Origin of the sequence: Pseudomonas haemolytica (assembly GCF_009659625.1) — a bacterium.
GTDB classification, from domain to species: Bacteria; Pseudomonadota; Gammaproteobacteria; order Pseudomonadales; family Pseudomonadaceae; genus Aquipseudomonas; species Aquipseudomonas haemolytica.
In genome coordinates, this window is record NZ_VOIW01000006.1 from 401,619 (window position 1) to 427,907 (window position 26,289).

At 62.7% G+C, this 26,289-nt stretch carries 24 protein-coding genes and 1 riboswitch; of the genes, 7 read left to right on the forward strand and 17 right to left on the reverse strand.

From position 1 onward, the window contains the following. Positions 1-34: 34 nt before the first annotated feature. Genes FRT59_RS20875 through FRT59_RS20885 form a run of 3 tightly spaced genes read right to left on the reverse strand, consistent with a single transcriptional unit; the run spans position 35 to position 2,176 of the window. Positions 35-961: a FecR family protein gene (locus tag FRT59_RS20875; RefSeq protein WP_153872257.1), complete on the reverse strand. Its 927-nt coding sequence runs from the start codon at positions 959-961 to the stop codon at positions 35-37. A gap of 37 nt (positions 962-998) precedes the next feature. Further along, positions 999-1,544 carry an RNA polymerase sigma factor gene (locus tag FRT59_RS20880; protein WP_034120010.1) on the reverse strand — a complete coding sequence of 182 codons (546 nt, stop codon included), beginning with the start codon at positions 1,542-1,544 and terminating at the stop codon, positions 999-1,001. Next, a complete protein-coding gene (locus FRT59_RS20885) occupies positions 1,541-2,176 on the reverse strand; it encodes a secretin and TonB N-terminal domain-containing protein (protein WP_233094222.1) in 636 nt (211 codons plus the stop codon). Before FRT59_RS20885 ends, FRT59_RS20880 begins: the two co-directional genes overlap by 4 nt. A 226-nt stretch (positions 2,177-2,402) precedes the next feature. Here FRT59_RS20885 and FRT59_RS20890 point away from each other — a divergent pair, with 226 nt between their 5' ends. Further along, a complete protein-coding gene (locus FRT59_RS20890; RefSeq protein ID WP_034120013.1) occupies positions 2,403-2,714 on the forward strand; it encodes a hypothetical protein in 312 nt (103 codons plus the stop codon). A gap of 784 nt (positions 2,715-3,498) precedes the next feature. Here FRT59_RS20890 and FRT59_RS20895 read toward each other — a convergent pair. Genes FRT59_RS20895 through FRT59_RS20905 form a run of 3 tightly spaced genes read right to left on the reverse strand, consistent with a single transcriptional unit; the run spans position 3,499 to position 7,563 of the window. Continuing rightward, complete coding sequence (locus tag FRT59_RS20895; RefSeq protein WP_153872258.1) at positions 3,499-4,818, reverse strand: MFS transporter; 1,320 nt, start codon at positions 4,816-4,818, stop codon at positions 3,499-3,501. Positions 4,819-4,851: 33 nt separating this feature from the next. Beyond that, positions 4,852-6,381 carry a class I adenylate-forming enzyme family protein gene (locus tag FRT59_RS20900; protein WP_153872259.1) on the reverse strand — a complete coding sequence of 510 codons (1,530 nt, stop codon included), beginning with the start codon at positions 6,379-6,381 and terminating at the stop codon, positions 4,852-4,854. A gap of 3 nt (positions 6,382-6,384) precedes the next feature. Then, positions 6,385-7,563 carry an acetyl-CoA acetyltransferase gene (locus FRT59_RS20905; RefSeq protein ID WP_153872260.1) on the reverse strand — a complete coding sequence of 393 codons (1,179 nt, stop codon included), beginning with the start codon at positions 7,561-7,563 and terminating at the stop codon, positions 6,385-6,387. Positions 7,564-7,692: 129 nt separating this feature from the next. Between FRT59_RS20905 and FRT59_RS20910 the strand changes: the two genes are divergently transcribed. After that, positions 7,693-8,265: a LuxR C-terminal-related transcriptional regulator gene (locus FRT59_RS20910; RefSeq protein ID WP_153872261.1), complete on the forward strand. Its 573-nt coding sequence runs from the start codon at positions 7,693-7,695 to the stop codon at positions 8,263-8,265. Positions 8,266-8,349: 84 nt separating this feature from the next. Beyond that, a riboswitch (yybP-ykoY riboswitch) is annotated at positions 8,350-8,493 on the forward strand. A 36-nt stretch (positions 8,494-8,529) separates the two neighbouring features. Beyond that, the gene (gene mntP, locus FRT59_RS20915) at positions 8,530-9,093 is read left to right on the forward strand and encodes a manganese efflux pump MntP (RefSeq protein ID WP_034119176.1); all 564 of its coding nucleotides are present in this window, start codon (positions 8,530-8,532) and stop codon (positions 9,091-9,093) included. A 149-nt stretch (positions 9,094-9,242) separates the two neighbouring features. Here the strand turns inward: mntP and FRT59_RS20920 are convergent, their stop codons facing one another. Beyond that, positions 9,243-10,310 carry an NAD(P)-dependent alcohol dehydrogenase gene (locus FRT59_RS20920; RefSeq protein WP_153872262.1) on the reverse strand — a complete coding sequence of 356 codons (1,068 nt, stop codon included), beginning with the start codon at positions 10,308-10,310 and terminating at the stop codon, positions 9,243-9,245. 149 nt (positions 10,311-10,459) lie between these two features. Between FRT59_RS20920 and FRT59_RS20925 the strand changes: the two genes are divergently transcribed. Together FRT59_RS20925 and FRT59_RS20930 are read left to right on the forward strand one after the other, a co-directional pair. After that, entirely contained in the window at positions 10,460-11,278 is an 819-nt protein-coding gene (locus tag FRT59_RS20925; RefSeq protein ID WP_153872263.1) for an alpha/beta fold hydrolase, read from the forward strand. A gap of 136 nt (positions 11,279-11,414) precedes the next feature. After that, positions 11,415-12,413, forward strand: coding sequence for an NAD(P)H-quinone oxidoreductase (locus FRT59_RS20930; RefSeq protein WP_153872264.1), 999 nt, complete (start codon positions 11,415-11,417; stop codon positions 12,411-12,413). 93 nt (positions 12,414-12,506) lie between these two features. On the opposite strand, the gene FRT59_RS20935 is transcribed toward FRT59_RS20930, so the two are convergent. The 3 genes from FRT59_RS20935 to FRT59_RS20945 form a co-directional block, all read right to left on the reverse strand. Further along, entirely contained in the window at positions 12,507-13,637 is a 1,131-nt protein-coding gene (locus FRT59_RS20935) for an alkene reductase (RefSeq protein ID WP_153872265.1), read from the reverse strand. A 78-nt stretch (positions 13,638-13,715) separates the two neighbouring features. Further along, entirely contained in the window at positions 13,716-14,393 is a 678-nt protein-coding gene (locus FRT59_RS20940; RefSeq protein WP_153872266.1) for a type 1 glutamine amidotransferase domain-containing protein, read from the reverse strand. Further along, positions 14,390-15,019 carry a TetR/AcrR family transcriptional regulator gene (locus tag FRT59_RS20945; protein ID WP_153872267.1) on the reverse strand — a complete coding sequence of 210 codons (630 nt, stop codon included), beginning with the start codon at positions 15,017-15,019 and terminating at the stop codon, positions 14,390-14,392. The genes FRT59_RS20940 and FRT59_RS20945 overlap by 4 nt, the downstream gene beginning before the upstream one ends. Before the next feature lie 173 nt (positions 15,020-15,192). Here FRT59_RS20945 and FRT59_RS20950 point away from each other — a divergent pair, with 173 nt between their 5' ends. Further along, entirely contained in the window at positions 15,193-16,131 is a 939-nt protein-coding gene (locus tag FRT59_RS20950) for a GlxA family transcriptional regulator (RefSeq protein WP_034119170.1), read from the forward strand. Here the strand turns inward: FRT59_RS20950 and FRT59_RS20955 are convergent. From FRT59_RS20955 to FRT59_RS20965, 3 genes are read right to left on the reverse strand one after another with little or no spacing between them, the layout of a single operon-like run. Then, positions 16,118-17,539, reverse strand: a complete 1,422-nt coding sequence (locus FRT59_RS20955) for an aldehyde dehydrogenase family protein (RefSeq protein ID WP_153872268.1) — start codon at positions 17,537-17,539, stop codon at positions 16,118-16,120. The two genes, FRT59_RS20950 and FRT59_RS20955, sit on opposite strands and share 14 nt — an antisense overlap. Continuing rightward, positions 17,536-18,831, reverse strand: coding sequence for an omega-aminotransferase AptA (gene aptA, locus FRT59_RS20960; RefSeq protein WP_034119168.1), 1,296 nt, complete (start codon positions 18,829-18,831; stop codon positions 17,536-17,538). Before aptA ends, FRT59_RS20955 begins: the two co-directional genes overlap by 4 nt. Then, positions 18,828-20,348 carry a serine hydrolase domain-containing protein gene (locus FRT59_RS20965; RefSeq protein ID WP_153872269.1) on the reverse strand — a complete coding sequence of 507 codons (1,521 nt, stop codon included), beginning with the start codon at positions 20,346-20,348 and terminating at the stop codon, positions 18,828-18,830. Before FRT59_RS20965 ends, aptA begins: the two co-directional genes overlap by 4 nt. 140 nt (positions 20,349-20,488) lie before the next feature. Here FRT59_RS20965 and FRT59_RS20970 point away from each other — a divergent pair, with 140 nt between their 5' ends. Further along, positions 20,489-21,367, forward strand: a complete 879-nt coding sequence (locus tag FRT59_RS20970; RefSeq protein ID WP_034119166.1) for a GntR family transcriptional regulator — start codon at positions 20,489-20,491, stop codon at positions 21,365-21,367. 98 nt (positions 21,368-21,465) lie between these two features. Here the strand turns inward: FRT59_RS20970 and FRT59_RS20975 are convergent, their stop codons facing one another. From FRT59_RS20975 to FRT59_RS20990, 4 genes are all read right to left on the reverse strand, one after another. Then, complete coding sequence (locus FRT59_RS20975; RefSeq protein WP_411828997.1) at positions 21,466-22,704, reverse strand: OprD family porin; 1,239 nt, start codon at positions 22,702-22,704, stop codon at positions 21,466-21,468. 155 nt (positions 22,705-22,859) lie between these two features. After that, positions 22,860-24,488 (reverse strand): dipeptide ABC transporter ATP-binding protein, encoded by a 1,629-nt coding sequence (locus FRT59_RS20980; protein WP_153872271.1) that lies wholly within the window; start codon positions 24,486-24,488, stop codon positions 22,860-22,862. A gap of 2 nt (positions 24,489-24,490) precedes the next feature. Then, positions 24,491-25,345 carry an ABC transporter permease gene (locus FRT59_RS20985; protein WP_034119163.1) on the reverse strand — a complete coding sequence of 285 codons (855 nt, stop codon included), beginning with the start codon at positions 25,343-25,345 and terminating at the stop codon, positions 24,491-24,493. Continuing rightward, positions 25,342-26,283 (reverse strand): ABC transporter permease, encoded by a 942-nt coding sequence (locus FRT59_RS20990; protein WP_034119162.1) that lies wholly within the window; start codon positions 26,281-26,283, stop codon positions 25,342-25,344. Before FRT59_RS20990 ends, FRT59_RS20985 begins: the two co-directional genes overlap by 4 nt. Between the last annotated feature and the right edge of the window lie 6 nt (positions 26,284-26,289).

A 26,289-nucleotide genomic window follows, 5' to 3' on the forward strand; every position in this document is an offset into this window, starting at 1 on the left:
CCAGCTATTCAGGCACCTGTCCATTAGCCGCGGCCTAACTCAACAACACCACCCCACCCGGCAACTCCGTGCACTTGGCTCCATACGCATCGCGGATCAACAACGCCACCCCGGCCAACTGCTGCAAACTGAAGCGCGCCTGCACACGGCGCTGGCCCAGTTCCTTGTTGAGCAGCACCAGCATTCCCGGGCGATAGCGGTTGATTTCATCCACCACCGTCGCCAGGGTCGCGTTGTTGAACACCAGCACCTGCTCGCGCCAGGCCACGACCGCCTGGGTGTCCACGGCAATCGCGGCGCCCATGCCGGCGGCGCCGTAGGTCAGTTGTCGACCACTGCCCAGGCTCGCGCTGCTGCCGGCGGCGTCCACCGACAGCGAGCCTTCGATGCAGGTCACGCACACGCTGTTGCCGGTGTGGCGCACATTGAAGCGGGCCTGGGCCGCACTTATCCAGCCTGGGCCGGCCTGGACCTTGAGGGGCTGGGCCAGGTGGGTGACCACTTCGACTTCGCCTTCGAGCAGTTCAATGCCCTGCTCCACACGGCTGATGCGCGTCTGGGTGTTGAGTTCCAGGCTGACGCCGTCGCTCAACTGGACCTGCCGTTGCTCGCCGACTTCGGTGCGATAGTCGGCGGTGAGGCCGGCAAAACCGCCGGGGACGCCGACGCGCACCATGACTACAGCCACGGACGCGGCGATGGCGCCACCGAGGAACGCGCGCCGACCAAAATGACGCGGCCGGTTCAGTTGCTCAACCGCCGGTGACAGTTGCTGCCACAGTGCCTTGGCCTGCTCGAACGCCTGGGCATGCTCGGGGCTCAGGGCGCACCAGGCGCGCAGGGCCTTGGCATCGGCCACAGTGGCACGGCCCGAGGTCAGCAACACCAGCCAGTCGCGGGCTTCGTCGTGCAAGGGGCTGGCGGGGGTTGCCCGAGCGGTGGAGAGGCTAAAAATATTCAAGCGCGCTGGTACTCACGGATTTATCAGGGACTCAACACTAAGACGGTTTTCCGGCCCCGGGACCGAACCGCTGAATCACTTTTCTTTCGAGGCGCTGGGCGCAGTGGCCGAGGGCAGCCTTGATTTCTTTCTCGACCATACGCGTGGAAATGCCGAAGCGCTGGGAGATTTCCAGGTGCGGCGCCTCTTCCAGGCGTGCGGCAATCAGGATCTTGCGCCGGCGCGCCGGCAGCTCGTAGAGGGCCTTGACCAGGGACTGGATCTCGCGCTGGCCGCCTACCACCCGTGACGGGTCCTGGGTTTCGTCGGCGCTTTGCAGCAGTTCTTCGATTTCGCTGCCGGTGAGCAGGCGGGCGTCAGCCTGGCGTCGGTCGGCGGCGATGTTCAGGGCCATGCGATACAAGTAGGCATTGGGTTGTTGCAGGTTGGGCGGCACGTCCATGCGGTCGACACGCAGGTAGGTTTCGTGCAGCACATCATTGGCCAGGTCTTCGGACCCCAGGCGCTTGCGCAAACGCACCTTGAAGTCCTCGTAGGAGGCCAGGAACAGGCTGACCATGGGGCTATGCCCGGTGTTTTTCATGCCCCCGTGGCTCCGTTCCCTGCTGTGCATTCCATGCGCATTCCTGTGGTGACGGGCATCAAAAGCAAGGTCACCGGCTGGCGCAGCGAACTCGGCGCCGGGCGTTCTACCCGTGCCGCGCCCAGGCTGCGCACCAGGGCCTCATCGCGTTGTTCATCGCCGGTGGAACTGACCAACCGGCTGTGTTCGATCAGCCCTTGCGGGTTGACCCATACCTGCACCAGCGCACGAAAACTGCCGGGGCGGGTCAATGGCGAACGGCACAGGCTGGCCTCGACCGCTTGCTGCACGGCCGTGGCGTAACTGTGGTTGAGTCGCGCGGTACTGCGCGCCGACGCCCCACCGGTCACAGGCGCCTGGCTGACCTGCGGCACCTGCAAGGTAAACGCATCATCACGCGCATAACGAGCCATCAGACCGCTCCCCGTCAACAACACCGCCAGTGCCTGTTGCGCTGTAAAATGCCCCCGCACACCGATGGAACGCCGGCCGCGCGTCAACTCACGATCGACCAGCACCGCCATGCCGGTGGCGTGGCTGTAGGCGTGCAGTGCGGGCTCCAGCGCTTGCGCCGGCAGGTCCAGGGTGAGCAGCTCAGGTTCAGCCTGGGCGGGTTCAAACCCACTCAGCATCAACAGCAAGGCCAGGGCGCCAGCGACCCACCTCCAGCCCCCTTGCTCACCTCCCGCTCTGCCTCGCTGCACGGTCGACGTGTCCTTGAAAACCGTCATCCTGAGGCCAGTTTATGAACCTGATGTTACGGTGATAGCAAAAAAAACATCACGGTGACGACGAGCCCGCTGCACTACACTTTGCTCGGCTAACGGCCCTCCTTGACGGGCCGGCCAGGAGGCCTCGATGAAGCGTATTTCACTACTTGCCAGCCTAGGGCTGTGCGTCGCCCTGCCCTTGCTCGCCCATGCCGAAACTGCGGCCACCGGCTGCACGGAGGTCACGGTGGATGGCTATAAAGCGCCTGATTACGGCTGCTTGAGTCAGCAGATGGGCAGCGATTCGGACGCGGCCAAGGCCAGCCGGAAAAACCGTGAGGCACAGAACGTTCCGGTGCAAAAGCGCCCGCCCCACCAGGTAGGTCTGGCCACGCCGGCGGCGACGGGTACGCGCATGGGGAATACGTTTGGGGTGTCGGTTAAGCCGCAGCGGCCTTGAGTGTGTAGGCGGCCGGGTGAATCACGCGGGCCGGGGTTGACTGGGTACATATCCGTTATTTGGGTAACGGCTGCTTATGGTTCCGCTCTTACAGCGGCTCACTTTTGAACAGCGCAAAAGTAAGCAAAACGCTCTTGCCCCACCACTCGGCACCTCGCCTAGGCTCGGTGTGCCCGTAATCCGACATTGATTTGGGGGGCCGCGTGGTTTAACGGGGCTCTTAAGATCAAAATCAAAAGCACAGCGAGGCGGCCTTACAGCCGACCTGATCGTTGAGGCGTACGCGTACCCCCTGTGGGAGCGGGCTTGCTCGCGAAGGCGTCGGTCCAGCAAACAGTGAGGTTGACTGACCCACCGCTTTCGCGAGCAAGCCCGCTCCCACATTTGATCTTCGCTGCCTTGAGCATTTCGTTCGCTTAACTGACCCGCCCCCACAGAAAAGCAGCAGCGCCGCCAGCGTAGCTACGATGCGAAGCGAGTCGCTTTTGATCTCAAGCGCCCCGTTAAACCACGCTGGCCGAACGCAGGCTTGAATCCGTGGGTAACCCGGCAGGACGCCGGGTTAGCCGCACTGGGCCATGGATGGCCCATTGCGGCGGCCCACGGATTCAAGCCTTCGTTCGGGCACACCGAGCCTAGGCGAGGTGCCGAGTGGTGGGGCGAGGACCTTTTGGTTACTTTTGGGTCCTTCCAAAAGTGACCCGCTGTAAGAGCGGAACCCTAAGTGGCCGTTACCGCGGCAACGGATATGTACTCGGTCAAAACCCCCACTTTAAGGCCTACATCAGGCCAAAGCCGCATCAACCGGCACCGCCACCACCCCACCGCTGGCGACAAAATCCTCCTTGCGCAACACCACCAACGCCACCAACGACACCACCCCCGTCGCCACATAGAAATACCACGGCGACGTAATATCCCCCGTCACCTTGATCAACCAGGTGGAAATCAACGGCGCACTGCCGCCAAACACCGCTACCGGCACGTTATACGCCACCGCAATCCCGGTAGAACGAATCCGCGTCGGCAGTAATTCACTCATCAACGCATAGGTCGACGACGCATACAGCCCGAACAGAATCGCCACCGCCATCAACGGCGCAAAGAACGAGGCCGGGGTCGCGGTCGGGGCCGACTTGAACATCCAGAACATCGCCAGGGTCGCCAGCGTACCAATCACCATCAGGAACGGCTTGCGCCCGTATTTATCGGTAAACGCCCCGCCAAACGGCATCACAAAGGCGGCCGAGAAGCTGGCAACGAACACATAGAGCAAGGTGGTACCGCTGTCGAACTTGAGGATCTTGGCCATGTAGGTCGAGGCGAAGGTCAGCACCAGGTAAAAGATCGAGCTGTGCAAGGTGATGATAAAGAACACCAGGGCAATCGCGCGCTTCCATTGCCAGACTTCCCGCAGCGGCGCCCGCGAGGTTTGCCCGGCGCGTTGCAGCGCGAGGAACTCGGGGCTGTCTTCGAGCTTGAGGCGGATGTACATGGAGATTAAGCCCAGCGGTGCGGCGATCAGGAACGGCACGCGCCAGGCCCATTCCTGCATGACCTCGGCGCCCAATACCCAGGTCATGCCATTGGCGACGGCACCGCCCAGCAGCAGGCCGAGCACGGCGGTGACCATCAACCAGCAGGTGGCGAAGCCGCGGCGGCCGGGGCCGGCGTATTCGGAGATAAAGCTGGTGACGGTGCCGATTTCGCCACCCGCCGAGAAGCCCTGTACGCAGCGCACCAGGATCAGCAGGATCGGCGCGGCAATGCCCAGGCTCGCGTAAGTCGGCAACAGGCCCAGCATGACCGTGGAGCCGGTCATCATCACCAGTGCCATGATCAAGGTTTTGCGCCGGCCGATCTTGTCCGCCAGCGGGCCGAAGAACAGCCCACCCAAGGGGCGGATAAAAAAGCTCAGGGCAAATGCGGCGAAGCTGGCCAACAGGCTGGTGGTGGGGTCATCGGAGACGAAGAACGCCTGGCCGATATAGACGGCGAGAAAACCATAGACGCCATAGTCGTACCACTCGATCAAGTGGCCGGAGGTGGCACCGAGAAAGGCACGGCGGCGCTTGCGGACGGTGTCTTGTGCGGGATTGCCCATCGAGGGGACTCCTTGTCTGATTGTCGATCCATGTTAAAGCGCGGCGATACTCGCTGCTTTCAACCACTGCCGCAAGTCGGTCTTGAGAATCTTGCCGTAGCTGTTCTTCGGCAGGTCGCTGCGCCACACATACTTTTTCGGTTTTTTGAACGACGCCATGCGCGTCAGGAACCATGCGGTGAGTTCGCCTTCATCGAGGGGCTGGCCATTGCGGGTTACCACGAAGGCCACCACCGACTCGCCCCACTGCGCATCCGGCTCGCCCACCACGCACACTTCGAACACCTCGGGATGCTGGGCCAGCACTTCCTCGACTTCACGCGGGTACACGTTACTGCCACCACTGATGATCACGTCCTTGGAACGATCCGTCAGGGTCAGGTAGCCGGCCGCGTCGAGATAGCCGATATCACCGGTCAGCAGCCAACCGTCCACCAAGGTCTGGCGAGTGGCCTGTGGGTTGCGCCAGTAGCCTTGCATCACCGTGGCGCCACGTACGGCGATTTCGCCGCGCTCGCCCGTGGGCAATGGCTGGTGCCCGGTATCGAGGATGCGGATTTCCACGCAGGATTGCGCGTGGCCTACCGAGGCGGCGAGGCTAGCCCAGTCGGGGCGCTCGCGCTCGGCGATCAGTGCACGGGGCAACACGCTGATGGTCATCGGGCTCTCGCCCTGGCCGTAGATCTGCACCAGGCGCGGGCCGAAGGTGTCGACGGCGTCGCGCAGGTCGGCCAGGTACATGGGGCCGCCGCCGTAGACGATGGTCTTGATGCCGGCGCCGTGATAGTCCTGGCGCCGTGCCTGCTCGACCATGCGCTTGACCATCGTCGGCGCGGCAAACAGCGACACATTGCCCACCTGCTCTGCCAGCCCGAACAGCTCGGCAGCGTCGAAGCCGTGGGAGGCCGGCACCACGTGCCGCGCACCGCAGCGCACATGGATGAAGTTGTATAAACCGGCACCGTGGGACATCGGCGCGGCATACACCGCCGCATCGTCGGCGCTGACCGCATCGACATCGGTGGCGTAGCACAGCGACATGGCGACCAGGTTGCCGTGGGACAGCATCACGCCCTTGGAGCGCCCGGTGGTACCAGAGGTGTAGAACAGCCAGGCAAGGTCCTGATCCTGACGCGGCACCGGGTGTTCCAGGGTCGGCCAGCCACGGTTGGCGGGTAGCAGGTGGCCGTCCAGCTCTTTGCAGCACTGGGGCAAATCCCGCGATGAAAACACCTGGCCGCCATCGGTAAAGATCAACCGCGCCTCGGCGTTATCGGCAATCCATGCCGCTTCGCCGGGGTGCAGCTTGGCGTTGATCGGCACCGCCACGGCGCCCATCCACCAGATGGCGTAGAGCAATTCCAGGTAGTCGCAGCTGTTTTTCATCAGCAGCGCCACGACGTCTCCCGGCACCAGCCCGTGCTGGTCCACCAGGTGCGCAGCGCGTTGGCGCACGTGGGCGGCAAAAGTAGCGTAGTCGGCCACGAGCTCAGTGCCGTCAAATAGTGCCGGGCGTCGAGGGGCACGACGCTGGGTGTCGTGCAGCCAGTTGGCAATGTTCATGGCTCAGCTCCGGCGTGCGTGCAGGACCGAGGCGTAGTTGGCCACCGCCATGCCGCCCATGTTGAACACCAGGCCGAACTCAGGGTTGGGCACCGCCAGGCCTATCGGCTCACCGGTCAATTGCCGGAACGCCAGGGCATGCATCGATACCCCTGTGGCGCCCACCGGATGCCCCTTGGCCTTGAGCCCGCCGGAGAGGTTCACCGGCAAGCGCCCGCCGGCGCGCACCACGCCGCTGTCGAGCACCCGGTGCCCCTCGCCCTTGGGCGCCAGGCCCATGGCTTCGTAGATCAGCAATTCGGCGATGGTGAAACAGTCGTGCACCTCGGCGAAACTCAGGTCGGCCAGGGTGATGTTCGCGCCGCGCAACGCCGAGTGAATCGCCCGCTGCGGGCCCTCAAAGGCGAGGATGTCGCGCTGGGCAATGGGTAACATGTCGTTGACCTGAGTCAGCGCACGGATCTGCACGTCGCGGCGAAACGCCCGCGCCCGCTTGGGCGACGCCAGGATGATAGCGGCGGCACCGTCGCTGATCAGCGAGCAATCGGTCAGGCGCAGGGACTCGGCCACAAAGGGGTTGCTCTGGGACACGTTGTTGCAGTGCTCGAAATTCATCTCCCGATGCATCTGCGCCAGCGGGTTGGCCAGGGCGTTGGAGTGGTTCTTGGTGGCGATGGCTGCCATCGAACCCAGCGGGCAGTGGTAGCGCTCGGCATATTGGCGCGCAGCGCGGCCAAACAATTGCGGGAAACTCAGGCCGGCTTCGGCCGGGTCATTCTGGTAACCGGCACCGGCCAAGGCTTGGGTGACTGCGGCGGTGCTGGTGTGGGTCATTTTCTCGGCGCCTACCACCAGCACCAGTTCGGCGCTGCCGGAGAGAATCGCATTGACCCCCGCCAGGATCGCCGCCGAGCCGGACGCGCAGGCGTTTTCGCAGCGAGTGGCGGGTTTGAAGCGCAGCCCGGGGTCGGCCTGCAACAGCAATGAGGCGGCAAACCCGTCGGGTACCAGCCCCGAGTTGAAATGGCCGAGGAACAACGCGTCGATTTGCGAAGCGTCAATCGCGGCGTCGCTCAAGGCTTCACGGGTGACCTGAACGATCAGGTCTTCCAGCGTGGTGCCTTCCAGGCGACCGAAACGGGAGTGACCAGCGGCAACAATGGAGACGCAATCAGCAGGCATAATCAATTTCTTCTGTTCTTGAGTCGGACTTTACTTACAATGACGCACCCCCGGTCGCCCGCCAATTCGTGTAACTACTTACACGGGTAAGTAGCGCACCAGGGAATGAACAACGAGGCAGGATGCCCCATGAACGCGCTAGCCCAACAATTCCAAAACCTCGAACGCCTGGCGTTCAAGCTGTCCCCTGCCCCGCAGATCGTCACCAGCGACCGCGTGATACTCGACTGCAACGACGCTTTCCTGAAGCTGTTCGGCTATACACGCCAGGCACTGGTCAATCAATTGACCCTGCTGATCTACCCTTCCCAGGCCGACTACCACGCCATCGGCAAGCGCAGCCATGACTGGTTGCTCGACAGCGACAACGGCTTTTATTCCGATGAGCGCTTCATGCAGCACCACAATGGCGAAGTGTTCTGGGCCAAGTCCCACGGCTACACCCTCACCCCCAACGACCCGTTCAAGTTGATGATCTGGCACTTCGAACGCCTGGATCGCATGCACCAGGGCACCGGCGACCTCACGCCCCGGGAGCGGGAAATCGCCATGCACATCGTCAATGGCTTCAAATCCAAGGAAATCGCCCTGCGCCTGGCGATCTCCCACCGAACGGTGGAAGTGCACCGGGCGCGGCTGATGAAGAAGCTGCAGGCCAAGACCGTGGTGGAGTTGGTGTCGAAGATCATTATGGTGGCCTGACGGGCGGTCGTTGGATTGACTCCAAGTCACGCCCGGCGTATTCGGGGGCGTTGACAGTTTTTTCATATGTGCGCGGCTATGCTGACGCCCTTCGTTGGGGAGTAACCGGCTTCTGACCCGCTCAGAAGCGTTCGTATCAACATATTCGGCAACCTGCCGTGGTACGAACACCGTTGTGGTTGGTGAGACCAGCGACACAGCCATGCCGGTAGTCGGGCGTGTGGCGGTGTCGTTGACTCATACAGCCCGACTGGAAGCCTTACCGTGAACCCCATTTCCTTGATTCTCCTGGCCTTGGCCATGTCCACGGACGCCTTTGCAGCGGCCATCGGCAAAGGCTCCAGCCTGCATAAACCACGCTTGACCGAAGCCCTGCGCGCCGGCCTGATCTTTGGTGTGATCGAAGCCATCACGCCCATGATCGGCTGGGCCATCGGCCACGCGGCCACCCGCTGGGTGGAAAACTGGGACCACTGGATTGCCTTCACTCTGCTGGTCGGGTTGGGTTTGCATATGATCTGGAACGGGCTCAAGGCCGAGGATGAGGAAGAAGAAAAACCCACACAGCACTCCTTCATGATCCTGGCGGTGACGGCATTTGCCACCAGCATTGATGCAATGGCCGTAGGCGTGGGCCTGGCGTTTGTCGACGTGAATATCCTGCTGGCCTCGGCGGCAATTGGCCTGGCGACGATGACCATGGTGACCATTGGCATGATGCTTGGCCGGGTGCTGGGCACGGTGGTGGGCAAGCGTGCGGAGATGGTCGGTGGCGTAGTGTTGATGCTGGTGGGAGCGACGATTCTGTACGAGCATCTTTCGGTCTGAAGCACACAAAGAATCATGTGTGTGGCTTGCCTGCGATGGCAGCCTGACAGCCCACCAGAATGCTGGGGGTTTTGACCGAGTACATATCCGTTGCTGCGGTAACGGATATGTACTCGGTTTGTACCGGGGCAAGCCCCATTACGGCATTATCAGGCCGCGTGATGTTCCTGCTTCAAGCTGTCCATATCGATCACGAAGCGATACTTCACATCGCCCTTGAGCATGCGCTCATACGCCTCATTGATGTTCTGGATATCGATCATCTCCACATCCGAGACAATCCCATGCTGGGCGCAGAAGTCCAGCATCTCCTGGGTTTCCTGGATGCCGCCGATCAGCGAGCCAGCCAGGCTGCGGCGCTTGAAGATCAGGTTGAACACCGTGGGCGACGGGTGCGGGCTGTCGGGGGCGCCGACCAGGGTCATGGTGCCGTCACGCTTGAGCAGGTTGAGGAAGGCATCCAGGTTATGCGGCGCGGCCACGGTGTTGAGGATGAAGTCCAGGCTGTTGGCGACCTTGGCCATTTCGTCCGGGTTCTTCGACACCACCACCTGGTCGGCGCCCAGACGCAGGCCGTCTTCGCGTTTGTTCGGGGAGGTGGTGAACAACGTCACGTGGGCGCCCATGGCGTGGGCAATCTTGACCGCCATATGGCCGAGCCCGCCTAAGCCAACCACACCGACTTTCTTGCCAGGGCCGACCTTCCAGTGGTGCAGCGGCGAGTAGGTGGTGATGCCGGCGCACAGCAACGGCGCCACCGCCGCCAGGTTCGAGTCGTCATGGGAGATGCGCAGCACGAACTGCTCCTTGACCACGATGTTGTCCGAATAGCCGCCGAAGGTGTTTTCGCCGCCGAACATCGGGCCGTTATAAGTACCGGTAAAGCCGTTCTCGCAATACTGCTCCTCGCCCTCGGCGCAGGATGAACACTGCTGGCAGCTGTCGACCATGCAGCCGACACCGGCCAGGTCGCCAACCTTGAATTTCTTCACATTGGCGCCGACCGCCGTCACCCGCCCGACGATCTCATGGCCAGGCACTGAAGGATATAGGGTGTTGTTCCACTCGTTGCGCACGGTGTGCAGGTCGGAGTGGCACACACCGCAATAAAGAATGTCGATCTGCACATCGTCAGCCCCCGGCGTGCGGCGCTCGAAGGTGTAGGGCTTGAGGGCGTCCTTGGCGTTCTGGGCGGCGTAGCTGTAAGTCTTGGCCATTTGGTTCACCTGTTGATCTGACGTTGGAGGTCAGTGGACCAGCATAGACGCTGAACCGTTCAACCGAGCACACCCGTACAAGCCCTTCGTCCGGTTTATCGCGAGAGTGGGCTAGAGTCTTTCAGCCCCCTCAATCAGGAGTTTTTTACATGAGCACTTTTGTTGCCAAAGACGGTACCCAGATCTACTTCAAGGACTGGGGCAGCGGTAAGCCGGTCCTGTTCAGCCATGGCTGGCCGTTGGATGCGGACATGTGGGAGTACCAGATGCAATACCTGAGCAGCCGCGGCTTTCGCACCATTGCGTTCGACCGCCGTGGCTTTGGCCGCTCGGACCAGCCCTGGACCGGTAACGACTACAACACCTTCGCCGACGATATCGCGCAGTTGATCGAACACCTGGACCTGCAGGACGTAATCCTGGTGGGCTTCTCCATGGGTGGAGGTGATGTGGCGCGCTATATCGCCCGCCATGGCAGCGCCCGTGTCGCCGGCCTGGTACTGCTGGGCGCGGTGACGCCGATATTCGGCCAGAAACCCGATTACCCCCAAGGCGTACCCGCCGATGTCTTCGATGGCATCAAGGCTGGCCTGTTGAAAGATCGCGCGCAATTCATCAGCGATTTCAACACGCCGTTCTTCGGCCTCAACAAGGGCCAGGAAGTCTCGGAAGGCGTGCTCACCCAAACCCTGCAAATCGCCCTGCTCGCCTCGCTCAAATCGACGGTGGATTGCGTTACCGCGTTCTCCGAGACCGACTTCCGCCCGGACATGGCCAGGATCGACGTGCCGACCCTGGTGATCCACGGCGACGGCGACCAAGTGGTACCGTTCGAGACCACCGGCAAAGTCGCGGCCGAGATGATCAAGGGCGCCGACTTGAAGGTATACAAGGATGCCCCCCATGGCTTTGCGGCGACCCACACCCAACAGCTGAATGAAGACCTTCTGGCGTTCCTGAACCGTTGAACTGTGTGGCCGGAACTCTCCGGCCTTTTTTTTCGATGGGCGCCGACATCTCGCTGTAGCCGCGTATGATCGTGCTGAACTGCCGACCACTGGCCACGGTCCCACCCCATACGCTCATCGCTACAGGAACTCACCCATGACGCTTCCCCAAGAAATGACCCTGATCGAAATCACTACCCCTGGTGGCCCCGACGTTCTGCAGCCACGGCGAGCAGACGTGCCGGTGGCCGGGCCTGGTGAAATCCTGATTCGCGTGCACGCCGCCGGGGTCAACCGCCCCGACGCCCTGCAACGCGCCGGCAAGTACCCGATGAAACCCGGCATGAGCCCGATTCCCGGGCTGGAAGTCGCTGGTGAAGTGGTGTCACTGGGCAGCGGTGTGACCGAATACAGCCTGGGCGACAAGGTCTGTGCCCTGACCAATGGCGGTGGCTATGCACAGTTTTGTGCGGTGCCGGCCAGCCAGGCGCTGCCGATCCCGCAAGGTATGGATTGGATTCAAGCCGCTGCCGTGCCGGAGACTTTCTTCACCGTCTGGGCCAACCTGTTCGGCCTGGGCGGTGCGCACAAAGGCCAGCGCGCCTTGATCCACGGCGGCACCAGTGGCATTGGCACGACCGCATTGATGCTCTGCCAGGAGTTCGGTATCCAGGCATTCGCCACTGCCGGCAGTGCAGACAAATGCGCAGCGATTGCCAGGCTGGGCGCCGAGCCGATCAACTACCGCGAGCAGGAATTTGCCGAGGTCATCGCCAAACAGACCGACGGCAAAGGCGTCAATGTGATCCTCGACATCATGGGTGCCTCGTACCTGAACAACAACCTCAAATCCCTGGGCATGGACGGCCACCTGGTAATGCTCGGCTTCCTCGGCGGCGGCAAGGCCCATGATGTCGACCTGCTGACCATCCTCGCCAAACGCGCGGTGATCACCGGCTCGCTGCTGCGTGCCCGCACCCGCGAGGAAAAGGCTGCGATCGCCGAGCAACTGCGCGAATACGTATGGCCGGTGCTGAGTGCCGGACGCTGCCTGCCGATCATCGACAAGGTCTACGCCTACACCGACGCCGCCCAGGCCCATGCGCGGATGGAAGGCGGGGATCATATTGGCAAGATTGTGTTGCGGGTGGAGTGAGGCGCTTTCCTGATGCCTTGACAGCCGGCTTAGATGGGCGGTACTCGGTACAAATGTGGGAGGGGGCTTGCCCCCTCCCACATAGTGCGTGTGTCACTGTGGTTCGGCATACACCGGATAATCCACATACCCCGCCCGCGTCCCGCCATACAACCCTTCTGCCTTCAACGCATTCAACGGCCAGCCATTGAAAATGCGCTGGGGCAGGTCCGGGTTGGCAATGAACGGTCGCCCGAACGCGATCAGGTCCGCCAGCCCTGCCTCTACCAGCCGAGCACCCCGCTCGGCGGTGTAGCGGCCGGCGTAGATGATCCTGCCGCTGAAGGTGCTGCGCACCGCCTGGCGGAAGGTCTCGGGCAGGTCGGGAGCGTTTTCCCAGTCGGCTTCGGCGATGGACACGTAAGCGATGCCCGACGCTTCCAGCACCTTGACCGCTTCGATATAGGTGTGGTGCGGGTCTTGCTCCACCAGGCCGATGTAGACGCGGTCCTGGTCCGTGCCACTGAACAGCGGCGAAAAGCGCACACCCAGGCGCTCCGGCCCGACCACCTTGCACACGGCTTCGACGATCTCGCGCAACAAGCGCAGGCGATTCTCCAGCGAGCCGCCGTATTCATCTTCACGGATGTTGGAGTGAGCCGAGATGAACTGGTTAATCAGGTAGCCGTTGGCCGCGTGGATTTCCACGCCATCAAACCCGGCATCCAGCGCATTTCGCGCAGCCTGGGCGTACTGCCCGACCAGTTCTTCGATTTCCAGCGTGGCTAATGCACGAGGTACGGGTGGTTGCACCAGCTCACCAACACCCGGGCCGGTTTCGATAAAGGCCTTGGCTTGCAACGCCGGCAGCGCCGAGGGTGCTACCGGGGCGGCACCACCGGGCTGTAAGGCGTTGTGGGATACACGCCCCACATGCCACAACTGGGCAAAGATCACCCCGCCCTCAGCGTGCACCGCCGCAGTGACCTTGCGCCAGCCGTCGATCTGCGCCGCAGAGTAGATACCCGGCGTCCAGGCGTAACCCTGGCCACGGGGCTCGATCTGCGTGCCCTCGCTGACCATGAAGCCGGCACTGGCACGCTGGCGGTAGTACTCGGCCATCAGGTCGGTGGCGATATCACCCGGCTGGGCACTGCGCTGGCGTGTAAGCGGCGGCAGCACAATGCGATTGTTCAATCGGTGATGCCCCAGCTTTATCGGGGTATTCAAGATGCAGTCAGGCATGGGGTAGTCCAAATTCAGAACGAACGAAAACACTGGCGACTCCCGGGAGTCGCCAAATGCGTACAGCAGTTGATTGACTTAGGCGCTGAGTGTCAGCAGGGCCTTGGCCACTTCGCTGGAGCTGCCGGGGTTCTGCCCGGTCACCAGCAAGCCATCGACGATCACGAAAGACTGCCAGTCGGCGCCCTTCTCATACTTGCCGCCCAATTTCCTGAATTCATCTTCAATCAGGAATGGCACTACATCGGTCAACTCCACCGCCGCTTCTTCCGAGTTGGAGAACCCGGTCACACGACGGCCCTTGATCAACGGCGCACCGTTGACCGCCTTGACGTGACGCAACGCACCCGGGGCATGGCAGACAAAGCCAATGGGCTTGCCGGCTCGTTCGAACGACTCGATGAGCGCGATGGACACCGGCGACTCCGCCAAATCCCACAACGGGCCGTGGCCACCTGGGTAGAACACCGTGTCAAAGTCGGCGGCGTTGACCGAGTCCAGCTTGACGGTGTTGGCCAGTGCTTGCTGTGCAGCCGGGTCGGCGGCGAAACGACGGGTTTGTTCGGTCTGGAAGTCCGGCAGGTCGCTCACCGGGTCCAACGGCGGCTGGCCGCCGGCCGGAGAGGCCAGCACCACCTCGGCGCCGGCGTCCTTGAACGCGTAATAGGGCGCGGCAAATTCTTCCAGCCAGAAGCCGGTCTTGCGCCCGGTATCGCCAAGCTGGTCGTGAGAGGTCAGTACCATTAATACGTTCATTTTCCAGTGCCTCGATCGATGTGGATATCAGGGGTTTCAGGGGCGCCCAACAACTGTCGGGTCAGCAGCAGCGCCTCAGCGAACGGCGCGGTGGTACGGGTAATCTTGGCCATGACGCTGGTTCCCAACCACAGCGCATACAGGCGCCGGGCCAGGCTGTCGGGAGCTTGCTCGAAGGTGAGCGAGCCGTCTTCGGCGCCGCGTTGCAGGGCCATGGTGAGCAAATCGATGGTGCGCGAGGTCCCGCGTTGCAGGGCCAACCGCATCGGCTCTGATAAGTCCGACACTTCGGCGCCGAGCTTTACCGCCAGGCATTTGCCGGCATCGGTGCAGCCCGTATGGTTGTCGACCCAGCATTGCCAATAGCGCATCAGCTTGGCGTAGTGGGATAAACCCGGCTGGTCGAACAGCTGCTGCATGCCTTGGAGGTAGTGGTCGAAATAGGTGTCGAGCAACACCACACCGAAGGCATCCTTGGAACCGAAGTAGTGATAAAACGAACCCTTGGGCACTTCGGCAGCCCGCAGGATTTCGTTCAAGCCCACGGCGGAAAACCCCTTGGCACCGACAATCGATTGCCCACGTTCCAGAATCGCCTGCCGTGCACTTTTGCTTGTGTGGTTCATGCTTGACCCCGTCCGATTAGACCAGTCGTCTAGTTCGTTGGGGCCATGTTAGGCAGCAAGGCAACGGCTCACAATGTCATATCCGCAAGGATTCCGGCCATGGGCCAAAGTCGGTTGCCGTTTACCCGGCACACGCCGACAATCGCCGCTCCACCGCCCCTTGGAGAGAAGCGATGCACAGCGTTGCACTGATGGTTTACCCGAATTTCCAATCCTTGAGCCTCAGCCTGGGCTCGGTGTTCGAGTGCGCCAACCTGCTGCGCGGTGAGCCGGCCTATGAGTTTCATCTGGTGTCGGAAAGCGGCGGCGCGGTGATGACCTCCCAAGGTTTTTCGGTGAACACTACGGCGATCCGGCCGCAGGGCTATGACACCCTGATCGTCAGCGGCTACCTGGAGTTTCGCCTGCCGGAGGCCAACCTGCTGGAACTGGTCAAGGCGGCGTCCGCGCAGTCACGCCGTGTGGCATCGTTATGCATGGGCATCTTTGTGCTGGCCGAAGCCGGCCTGCTCACCGGCAAGCGCACCACCACCCACTGGATCCACGCGCCGGCATTCCGCAAGCGCTACCCGGACATCCGCCTGGAAGAAGACAAGCTGTTCGTGGTGGACGGCCAGGTGTGGACCGGCGCCGGCATGAGCGCCGGGGTCGACCTGGCGTTGGCCATGGTGGAGAACGACCTGGGCAGCGACCTCGCCCGCCGCATCGCACGCAAGCTGGTGATTGCCCAACGCCGCGGCAGCGAGCAATCGCAGTTGTCGGCCTTGCTGGAACTGGACCCCAAGTCCGACCGCGTGCAACTGGCCCTGGCCTATGCCCGCGAGAACCTGACCCATGACTTGTCAGTGGAAGCCTTGGCCGACGTCGCCCGGCTCAGCCCGCGCCAGTTCAGCCGGGTGTTTCGCGAAGAAACCGGGCAGACACCGGCCAAGGCCATTGAAGCCCTGCGGGTAGAAGCGGCGCGGGCGATGATGGAAACCAGCCGCCACCCGGTGGAAGTGGTGGCCCGCGAAACTGGCTTTGGTGATCGCGAGCGCATGCGCCAGGCGTTCCTGAGAGCGTTCGGGCAGCCGCCCCAGGCGATGCAGCAGGTGTTGTTCAATCCAGGCTAGGCTCATAGCCGAACATCGACTTCACCTCCAGGTAGTCCTCCAACCCGAACACACCCCACTCACGCCCATTGCCTGACTGCTTGTAGCCGCCGAACGGTGCGCCATTGTCGGCCTTGCTGCCATTGAGATGGACCATCCCGGTGCGCAGGCGCCGGGCCACGGCACGGGCGCGCTCCAGCGTGCCGGCGCTGACATAGCCCGACAGGCCGTAGACGCTGTCATTGGCAATGGCGATGGCCTGTTCCTCACTGTCATAGGGGATGATCACCAGTACCGGGCCGAACACTTCGTCACGGGCAATTGGCATGGCCGGGTCGACATCGGCGAATACCGTGGGCCTGGCATAGAAACCGGTGGTCACGCCTGCCGGACGCCCTGCTCCACCGCAGACCGGCGTCATATCCACCGCCGCCAACAAGCCCTGCACCCGTTCGAACTGCGCCTGATTGGCAAGCGGCCCCATGGCCGTGGCCGGGTTGCTGTCGTCCCAGCACACGTGCGCGGCAACCTCCTGCGCAATCGTTACCGCCCGTGCTTGCAAGGCCCGTGGCACCAGCATGCGCGCAGGTGCATTGCACGACTGCCCGCTATTACGAAAACAGCTGCTGACCCCATGGCGCACCACCGCATCGAAGTCGGCATCCTCGAGAATCAAGTTGGCCGACTTGCCGCCCAGCTCCTGGGAGACGCGCTTGACCGTATCCGCCGCCGCCTTGGCCACGGCGATACCGGCGCCGGTAGAACCGGTGAACGAGAGCATATCGATGTCGGCATGTCGGGCCAGGCCATCGCCGATGGTCGGGCCGTCGCCATTGACCAGGTTGAATATGCCCTTGGGCACTGCGGCGCGGTGCAGGATGTCGGCGAGCAACATCGCCGATAACGGCGCCTTTTCGCTGGACTTGAGCACCACCGTACAGCCCGCCGCCAGTGCCGGGGCGAGCTTGCAGGTGAGCTGGTTGAGTGGCCAATTCCACGGCGTGATCAGCCCGCACACACCAATGGGTTCGCGACTGATCAACGTGCTGCCGTGGGGACGGTCGAAGGCATAGTCCTTGAGAATTTCGTAGGCCCGTTGCAGATGGCCGAGCCCCGCGGGCACGTGGGCGCTACGGGCCAGGGACAATGGTGCGCCCATTTCCTGGTGCACGCACAGCGCCAACGCCTCGGCGTGTTCGCGATAGCCGTCGATGATGGCCGCCAACAGGTCCAGGCGTTGTTCACGGCTCCATTGCCCGTAGCTGTGGAAAGCGCGCCTTGCCGCAGCGACAGCCAGGTCGAGGTCGGCGCGGTTGCCCAGGCTGATGTGGGCGATGGCCTGCTCGGTGCCAGGATCAATCACCGCCAGGGTCTCGGTGCCCTGGGGCTTGACCCATTGACCGTCGATGTAGAAATCCAGGGGGTTCATCGCGTTACCTCAAGGGCCTGCTTCAACGTGCCGAACACCAGCGCGACCTGTTCCTCGCTGATGATCAGCGGCGGCGACAGCACGATATTGTCCCCCGACGCCCGCACCAGCACCCCGGCATCGAAACAGCGCTGGGCCACCTCCGCCGCCCGCGCACCGGGAGCACCGTCACGGGGGGTGAGTTCCACCGCGCAGAGCAGGCCGATGGCCCGCACGTCCAGCACCAGGGGCTGTTCGCGCAGCGCCAGCGCGGTGGTTTGCCACAGCGGCGCGATCTGCTGGACATGGGCATTGAGGCCCAGCTCCGCATGCACATCCAGGGTCGCCAAACCTGCCGCGCACGCCAGCGGATGGGCCGAATAGGTGTAGCCGTGCATCAGCTCGATGGCTTGTTCCGGGCCTTGCATAAAGGCGTCATAGACCGCACCGCTGACCAGTACGCCGCCCATGGGCACCGCACCGTTGGTGAGGCCCTTGGCCAGGGTCATCAGGTCTGGCGTGACGCCGAAGGCCTGGGCGGCGAAACCATGGCCGACGCGACCAAAGCCAGTGATCACTTCATCGAAAATCAGCAGCACGCCATGGCGATCGCAGATGTCCCGCAACCGTTGCAGGTAACCCTGGGGTGGGGCGTACACGCCACCGGAGCCCGTGACCGGTTCAACAATCACCGCCGCCACTGTGGCCGGGTCGTGGATCTCCAGCAGTTGCAGCAACGCGTCCGCATAGTGGGCGCCCTGCTCTGGCTGGCCGTGGCTGAAACGTGACGCCGTGTCATAAGGCAACGGCAAATGCGCCACATCGCCGAGCAACGGTCCGAAGTCGCGCTTCTGGCGGCCTATTCCCGATACCGACAGCCCGCCAAAGCCCATGCCGTGATACCCCTTGGCGCGGCCGATCAGCTTGGTACGGCGGCAGTCTCCACGGGCCTGATGGTAAGCGCGGGCGATTTTCAGGGCGGTGTCCACCGCCTCGGAACCGGAGTTGGTGAAGAACACTTTATCCAGGCCCGCCGGCGCCATGGCCGCCAGGCGATCGGCCAGGGTCAGCGCCGCCGGGTGGCTCATTTTGAACGACGACACGAAGTCCAGGCGCCCCGCTGCCTCGCGAATCGCCTCGACAATCCGTGGTTGGCCGTGGCCGGCGTTGACGCACCATAACCCGGCCATGGCATCGAGCACCGCGCGGCCATCGGTGGTGGTGTAGTGCATGCCGGCAGCGCGATCAAACAGCATCGGCGCACGGTTGAACGGGCGCATCGCGGTAAACGGCGCCCACAGGGAAGAACTCATGGGTGTACTCCTTGAGCAGAGATTCGCGTGCCGAACAGAGTCGGACGTTGCAGGGCACCGGCGTTGGTGTTGACGCCGCGGTCGAAGTGCAGGCGCCCGTCATGCAAGCGGCAACTGACGTGGTCGCCGAACGCGGTTTCGACAAAACGCCAGTCCATGCGCAACTCGCCTTCGGTGGTCCAGCCAGCCTTGGCAACCACTGGAGTCTGCTCAGGCTGGTATTGGTGGTGAAGGTAGTTGCCGGTGATGCTGGTGATGGTTTCAAGCGGCCGCTGGAAACCGGCGCGCAGGTGGTGAGTGCCGCGGTGGTCGACCAGGGTGAAGGTGCAGTGATCGCCGTGGAATTCAAAAGCCAGTTCGTGCACGCCATCTTCATTCGGTTCGATGATGTAACGCCCTTGCAGTGCGGCGCTCGCCGGCGATACCGACAAACCCTGCAAAGTGGGCAGGCGCAAGTGGTCAATCAGCGCCTCCAGCTGCACCTGGCTGGCCTTGGGGTCGGCACTGCTGCGCCCCAGCGCCGGAAACAAGTGTTGCCACAGCGCCTGGTGCACGCGCTTTTCCCCCAGGCGCAGGCCGCAGGTAAAGACCATCACCGCCTCCTGCTCGGGCAGCACCATGCAGTACTGGCCGAACACGCCGGAGGCGTAGTAGCCGCCGTGTTGGGTCATCCACCATTGGTAGCCATAGCCTTCGCGCTGGGCTTCATTGGCCTTGTTCTTGTCCCGTGGCAAGTACTGCTTGCCGTCGAACTCGCCCATCCACACATCCTGCACCTGGTTGCGCGTGGCGGCGCCCACCCACGCTGGCGACAGCAATTGACGGCCCTGCCATTGGCCTTGGTTCAAGTGCAGCACGCCGAACTTCAGCGAGTCCTCGCTGGTGCAGCTCAAGCCATTGCCGCCGGAGTTGAAACCGCCCGGCGCCAGGTCCCATTCCAGTCGGTCGAGGCCCATATGCTTCAGCACCCGCTCCTGCAGCAGTGCATGCAGGGTCTGCCCGCTGACCTGAGTGACGATGGCCGACAGCATGAAACTGCTGGCACTGCTGTAGATAAACGACTGGCCCGGCGGCTCGTCCACCGGCTCATTGAGGAACGCCTGGACCCAGCTGGTTTGCAGGTTGCGCCAGTCACCACCGGAAATGCCGCGTGTGTGGCCGGTGCGCATGGTCAGCAGGTCCTCCACAGTCATGGCCGCGAGGTTGGCACTGATGGGCCGCGGGCACAGCTCGGGGAAGAAATCGATCACCTTGTCCGTGAGCGCCAGCCGACCATCGTCGATCAACAAGCCCACTGCTGTGGCGGTCCAGCTCTTGGTCGCCGAATGTTGCACATGCATGCGATGGGCCGAATAGGGTTGCCAGAACGCCTCGACCACCACTGCGCCCTGGCGATACAGCATGAAACTGTGCAGCTCCAGGCCCGCCTCGGTCACGGCCTGAATAAAGTCGACGATACCGGCGGGGTCGACACCGCGTTCAATGGGCAAGGCCCGGGGCAGCGGGATGTAAGTCATAGTGGGTCCTCGTTCATGTTTTTATATTTCAAATAATGCAGATAAAGATTTGCTCACAGCGGCCTGGTGTATTTGAGCCACCTATAATTCCGTTTTTCCGAGTATCCTTGCCTCCCCTGTCACAGGAATGACTCCGCGCCATGTCCCCACTCACCTCGCTGCAGACCAAAGTTGCCGGCCAGATCCTTGCCGCCATCGCCAGCGGCGACTTGCAACCCGGTATGCACCTCAAAGAAGTCGAGCTGGCCCAGCGCCTGGGGGTGTCGCGCTCGCCGATTCGCAGCGCGCTGTCCTACCTGGCGCAACAGCAGGCCATCGAGCCATTGCCGCAACAGGGCTTTCGCGTACCGCTGCAGGCGGCCGCTGGCCTGGCGCAACAGGTCAGCGAGTTGCACAACGAAGAGGACCAGTTGTACACGCGGCTGATCGACGATCGCTTGAACCAGGCACTGCCGGACCAGATTTCCGAAAGCGATTTGCTGCGCCGCTATGGCGTCGGCAAAAGCGTGCTGCGTCGTTGCCTGTTGCGCCTGTCGGATGAAGGCGTGATGCAGCGCAAGCACGGGCATGGCTGGCAATTCCTGCCGACCCTGAACAGCCCGCAGACGCGCTTCGAAAGCTATCGCTTGCGCATGCTGCTGGAGCCCGCCGGGTTGCTGGAGCCGACCTTCAGGATCAACCGCGAACAATTGCGCCGCTGCCGCGAACGGCAACTGGAACTGCTCGAAGGCCAGGTCGATGGGCAACGCTTTATCGAGTGCAACGCAGAGTTCCATGAACTGCTGGCGGCGGCGTCGGGCAATGGCTATATCCTGCAAGCGATCCAGCAGCAGAACCGCTTGCGCCGGCTCACCGAATTCCACACGGTGAGCAATGTGGAACGGGTCAAGGTGTCGTGCCAGGAACACCTGGCAATCCTCGATGCCTTGGAGCAAGGCGATAACGAATGGGCGGCGACGCTGTTGCACCGCCACCTGGAGGTGGCGAGCAAGTTGCGGGTGGCGCGCAATAAGGGCTGAGGCGTTGCTGTCACAGACACAAAAAGCCGAAGGTGGGAGAGGCGCTCTTGATCTTGATCTCTGGCGCCCCATTGAACCGTGCTGGCCGAATACGTTCATCACCAAAGCGCCACGGTATAGCCAACAATCACCCGGTTCTCATTCATATCCCGCAAGTAGTTGGACTTGCTCAACCCATTCCTCCAGCGCAACGACACCCCTTTGAGCGCCCCGGACTGAACCACATAGCCCAGATCGATATCCCGCTCCCATTCACGCCCCTCCCCCACAAACCCCTTGACCTGCGCCTGATCGCCCTTGGCCCAACGCGTCGAAAAGGTCAGCCCCGGAACGCCCAGGGCGGCGAAGTCAAAGTCATACCGCGCATGCCAGACCCGCTCGTTGGTCTGGGAGAAGTTGCTCAGTTGATACTCGGAAAACAGGTAGGTATTGGTCCCGTCCACATAGGTAAACGGCGTCGACCCGAACTGCTCCTGATACCCGCCGCCCAGGCTATGGCCCTTGTAGCTGTACATCGCCCGCGTACTCAGCGCGCGGTTGTCGACTTTGCCCGCCAAGCCCGCGCCGGATTTGTCCGCGTCGAAATAGCGGATATCGGTCTTGAGCGTGCCACCACCGAGGGCAAAGCTGTTTTTCAGCCCGACGTAGTGCTGCTGATAGATGTCTTGCAGTTGCGCAAAGTGATAGCTGAGGACCATGCCTGGGGTGAGCGTGTAGTCGCCGCCGGCAAAGCGGAAGCGGTCGCTCTTGGCGCTGCTCTTGTAGGCACCGCTCTGGCTGGTCAGCCCCAGGTCTTCGTAGTCGGTGGATTCGCGTTGCCTGGTCTGGTCGATCTGCCCGCCGACCAAGGCCAAGCCGGCAATGTCCGTGGACGTTACCTGGGTGCCACGGAAGGTCTGCGGGAACAACCGGCTGGTGTTGGGTTGCAAGGTCGGCAGGTCCGGCAGCAGGTAGCCGCTGCGCAACTCGCTCTTGGCCAGGCGCACCTTGCCGGTCACGCCGAGCTTGGAGTACTCGTCATGGGCGCGCTTGGCATAGCTGGGCTTACCCGGTGCAACATCGTTGTCCCTGGATAACAGGCCGGAGCCTGAGCGATCCGGGCTGGAGTCGAGTTTCACGCCAAGCATGCCGACTACGTCCAGGCCGAACCCCACTCGGCCTTCGGTGAAGCCTGACTTCAGGTTGAGGATAAAACCCTGGGCCCATTCCTCACGCTTGGATTGCCCGGCGTCTTCACGATAGTCGCGGTTGAAGTAGTAATTCTTCAAGTCCAGGTCGGCCTTGCTGTCCTTGATGAAGTCCGCCTGGGCTGGGGCGCACAGCAGGCCCCCGCTCATCAGGCCGACACCTTTCAAGATCAGGTTGAAATGGTTGTTATGCATGGGCTTGGCTCCTGGCAGTCGCTACGGGTGAGTAGGTCTTATTGTTTTTTTGGGCACGACATTCCCCATCGCGCAGGTTTTCAAGGCTGCGCGCCGGAAGAAATCAGGGTCTAAATGGCCGGTCGTATTCGGTAGCCGCCGCCCGGCAGTTGCTCCAACGGGCTGGCGGCGGCCAGCAACTGACGGGTGTACGGGTGCTGCGGGTGATCGAAGATCTGCTCGCGGTGGCCCACTTCCACCACCTCGCCCTGATGCATCACCGCGACCCGATGCGCAATGCGCTCCACTGCCGCCAGGTCATGGGAGATGAACAGGCAGGCAAAGCCGTACTGCGCCTGCAACCGCTCGAACAGTTCGAGGATCTGCTTCTGGATAGTCATGTCCAGGGCCGAGATCGGCTCGTCGGCGATCACCAATTGCGGGTGGCGCACCAGGGCGCGGCCGATGGCGACGCGCTGGCGTTGGCCGCCGGAAAGCTGATGGGCAAAGCGCTCGACAAACTGCTCGCCCAGGCCGATGTCCTTGAGGGTTTGCACCACCCGCTCACGGCGCTCGGCCGCATTCAAACCGGGTTCGTGACGCAACGGCTCGGCAAGGATTTCGCCGATTTTCATCCGTGGGTTCAGAGATGAATACGGGTCCTGGAAGATCATCTGGCACTGCAGGCGATGGGTACGGTTGGCGGCCTTGAGAATGTCCACACCCTTGAAGCGGATCGAGCCGGCGCAAGGCTTGATCAGCCCGACCAAGGAGCGGCCCAGGGTGGTCTTGCCCGAGCCACTGCCACCCACCAGCGCCAGGGTTTCGCCCGGGGCGATCACCAGGCTGGCGGCATGCACCACGCGGTGGTGCTGGCGCTTGCCCCAGAACGAGTTCGGCCCGGGATGCTCGATGCTCACCTGGTCAACTTCAACCAAGGGCCCGTTGCTCGCCGGCAATGGCGCCAGCACACCACGGCGCGGCAAGGCTTCCAGCAACTGGCGGGTGTACTCGGCCTTCGGCGAGAGCAGAATCTCCTCGATAGTGCCCTGCTCCACTGCCTGGCCATGGCGCATCACCACCACCTTATGCGCATAGCGGGCGACCAGGGACAGGTCATGGCTGATGAACAGGATCGCCGTGCCTTGCTCGCGGGTCAGTTCCAGCATCAGTTCGATCACGTCCAGCTGCGCCAGGCAATCCAGGGCGGTGGTGGGCTCATCGGCGATCAGCAAGGCGGGGCGCAGCAGCATCACCGAGGCCAGCATGATGCGTTGGCGCATGCCGCCGGAGAACTGGTGCGGGTAGGACTCCAGGCAGCGCTCGGCGGCCTTGATGCCGATACGCCGCAGCATGCTCAGGCAACGCTCGCGAATCTGCGTGGCGTCAAGGTCGGTGTGCAGCCTGAGGGCTTCGCTCATCTGCTGGCCGATCTTCAACGCCGGGTTGAGCGACACCATCGGTTCCTGGAACACCATGCCGATGCTCGCGCCACGAATGGCGCGCAGCGCCTCGGTGCTGGCACTGGCCAGGTCGCGCCCCTGGAAGTCCAGGCGCCCACCGCAGACTTGCATGGGCAAGGGCAGCAGGCCAATCGCGGCGCGGGCGGCCATAGTCTTGCCGCTGCCGGACTCGCCCACCAGCGCCACGATCTCCCCCGGTGCGATGCTGAAACTCAGGTCATCCACCGCCAACGGGCCGTATTCGCCAACACGGATCTTCAGGTGTTGCACGTTCAACAAAACAGGATTGGCCGACATGCCTACTTCCTCATCCGGGGGTCGAGGCGATCACGCAAGGCATCGCCGAACAGGTTGATCGCCAACAGCGTCAGGCAGATAAACAGCCCAGGGAACACACCCAGCCAGGGCGCCGAGGCCATATATGGCCGGCTGCTGGCGAGCATGTTGCCCCAGGTGGCAGCCGGCGGTGGCACGCCCAGGCCAAGAAAGCTCAGCGCGCTTTCCGAGAGCAGCGCCCAGCCGAACATACTGGTGGCCAGCACACACAGCGGCGCCAGGCAGTTGGGGGCGATATGCCGCAGCATGGTGTACAGCTCGGAGTTGCCGATCACCCGCGAGGCCTCGATGTATTCCAGTTCACGCAAGGACAGCACAGTGCCGCGCACCACCCGCACCACCGACGGCGTGTAGGCGATGCCCAGGGCCAGGACAATGCCGTACTCGCTGGCACCGATGATCGCCATGATGCCCAGCGCCATGAGGATGCCGGGAAACGCCAGCAGCGCATCGTTGAGCATCATCAGCACGCGATCAGTCCAGCCACGCAGGTAACCGGCGAGCATGCCGATCAAGGTGCCAGCCAGCACCGCGACACTCACCGTCAGCACGCTCACCCATAAGCTGGTGCGTGCACCAATCAGCAAGCGGCTGAACACGTCGCGGCCAAACTCGTCGGTGCCCAGCCAATGGGCCGCCGAGGGCGCCTGGAAACGCGACATCAGGTCAATCTTCAACGGGTCGAACGGTGACCACACCAGGCCTAGCAACGCCAACCCAATCAACACCACCAGCAACCCGCCGCCGATCAACGCATTGGCCGGCGCCCATACGCGTCGGCGCTTGCCCGGCACGGGCACGGCAATACTCGCACTCATAACTTCACCCTTGGATCGAACAGCGGATAGAGCAGATCCACACACAGGTTGACCAGCACGTAGATAAACGTGATCAGCAACAGGCAGCCCTGCAGCACCGGGTAGTCACGGGCGAAAATCGCGTCCACCATCAGCCGGCCGATGCCCGGCAGGGTGAACACGGTTTCCAGCACAGCGATACCGCCCAACAGGTTGCCGAGGATCAAACCCACCAGGGTCCAGGTCGGTGCAAAGGCGTTGGGTAGTGCGTGTTTCCACAGTACCGCCCGCTCCGACAGCCCCTTTGCCCGTGCATGGGCGATGTACTCCAGGCGCAGCACTTCGATGGTGCTGGCCCGCGCCATGCGGGTAATTGCGCCGACTTCCACCAAGGTCAGGGTCACCACTGGCAGCACCATGTAGCTGATCGCTTGCCACGGCGCCTGGGCGAAGCTGACGTAGCCCACCACCGGCAACCAACCGAGCTGGATGCCGAACGCGTGCAGCAACAACAGGCCGAGCCAGAAGCTGGGGATCGACAGCAGCAAGGTGGCAACGGACACCAGGCCAAGGTCCAGAGCGCTGTTTTGCTTCCACGCCGCGATCAGGCCAATCGGCACCGCAATCAGCGTGGCGAGTAGCACCGCCACCAGCACGATGGTGGCGCTGACGCTGAACCGGTCGAGAATCAGCGGCAATACCGCTTGCTTGGTGCTGATGGAAAAACCCAGGTCAACGCTCAGCACCGCCTTGAACCAGATCAGGAACTGGGTCACCAGTGAGTGATCCAGGCCCAGGGTGTGGCGCATGTCGGCCAGGCTCTGGGGATCGGCCATATCGCCGAGCATCAGCAGTGCCGGGTCGCCGGGGATCAGGCGAATCAGCGCGAACACCATCACTGAAATCAGCAACAGCGTCGGGATCGCCATGGCGAGTTTTTGCAGGATAAAACGCAACATGCTCAA

Bases quoted from the DNA above. Each gene is read 5' to 3' on its own strand.
- FRT59_RS20880 (WP_034120010.1), bottom strand. From the start codon at position 1,544: ATGAAAAACACCGGGCATAGCCCCATGGTCAGCCTGTTCCTGGCCTCC.
- FRT59_RS20885 (WP_233094222.1), bottom strand. From the start codon at position 2,176: ATGCTGAGTGGGTTTGAACCCGCCCAGGCTGAACCTGAGCTGCTCACC.
- FRT59_RS20890 (WP_034120013.1), top strand. From the start codon at position 2,403: ATGAAGCGTATTTCACTACTTGCCAGCCTAGGGCTGTGCGTCGCCCTG.
- FRT59_RS20895 (WP_153872258.1), bottom strand. From the start codon at position 4,818: ATGGGCAATCCCGCACAAGACACCGTCCGCAAGCGCCGCCGTGCCTTT.
- FRT59_RS20900 (WP_153872259.1), bottom strand. From the start codon at position 6,381: ATGAACATTGCCAACTGGCTGCACGACACCCAGCGTCGTGCCCCTCGA.
- FRT59_RS20905 (WP_153872260.1), bottom strand. From the start codon at position 7,563: ATGCCTGCTGATTGCGTCTCCATTGTTGCCGCTGGTCACTCCCGTTTC.
- FRT59_RS20910 (WP_153872261.1), top strand. From the start codon at position 7,693: ATGAACGCGCTAGCCCAACAATTCCAAAACCTCGAACGCCTGGCGTTC.
- FRT59_RS20920 (WP_153872262.1), bottom strand. From the start codon at position 10,310: ATGGCCAAGACTTACAGCTACGCCGCCCAGAACGCCAAGGACGCCCTC.
- FRT59_RS20925 (WP_153872263.1), top strand. From the start codon at position 10,460: ATGAGCACTTTTGTTGCCAAAGACGGTACCCAGATCTACTTCAAGGAC.
- FRT59_RS20930 (WP_153872264.1), top strand. From the start codon at position 11,415: ATGACGCTTCCCCAAGAAATGACCCTGATCGAAATCACTACCCCTGGT.
- FRT59_RS20935 (WP_153872265.1), bottom strand. From the start codon at position 13,637: ATGCCTGACTGCATCTTGAATACCCCGATAAAGCTGGGGCATCACCGA.
- FRT59_RS20940 (WP_153872266.1), bottom strand. From the start codon at position 14,393: ATGAACGTATTAATGGTACTGACCTCTCACGACCAGCTTGGCGATACC.
- FRT59_RS20945 (WP_153872267.1), bottom strand. From the start codon at position 15,019: ATGAACCACACAAGCAAAAGTGCACGGCAGGCGATTCTGGAACGTGGG.
- FRT59_RS20950 (WP_034119170.1), top strand. From the start codon at position 15,193: ATGCACAGCGTTGCACTGATGGTTTACCCGAATTTCCAATCCTTGAGC.
- FRT59_RS20955 (WP_153872268.1), bottom strand. From the start codon at position 17,539: ATGAACCCCCTGGATTTCTACATCGACGGTCAATGGGTCAAGCCCCAG.
- aptA (WP_034119168.1), bottom strand. From the start codon at position 18,831: ATGAGTTCTTCCCTGTGGGCGCCGTTTACCGCGATGCGCCCGTTCAAC.
- FRT59_RS20965 (WP_153872269.1), bottom strand. From the start codon at position 20,348: ATGACTTACATCCCGCTGCCCCGGGCCTTGCCCATTGAACGCGGTGTC.
- FRT59_RS20970 (WP_034119166.1), top strand. From the start codon at position 20,489: ATGTCCCCACTCACCTCGCTGCAGACCAAAGTTGCCGGCCAGATCCTT.
- FRT59_RS20975 (WP_411828997.1), bottom strand. From the start codon at position 22,704: ATGAGCGGGGGCCTGCTGTGCGCCCCAGCCCAGGCGGACTTCATCAAG.
- FRT59_RS20980 (WP_153872271.1), bottom strand. From the start codon at position 24,488: ATGTCGGCCAATCCTGTTTTGTTGAACGTGCAACACCTGAAGATCCGT.
- FRT59_RS20985 (WP_034119163.1), bottom strand. From the start codon at position 25,345: ATGAGTGCGAGTATTGCCGTGCCCGTGCCGGGCAAGCGCCGACGCGTA.
- FRT59_RS20990 (WP_034119162.1), bottom strand. From the start codon at position 26,283: ATGTTGCGTTTTATCCTGCAAAAACTCGCCATGGCGATCCCGACGCTG.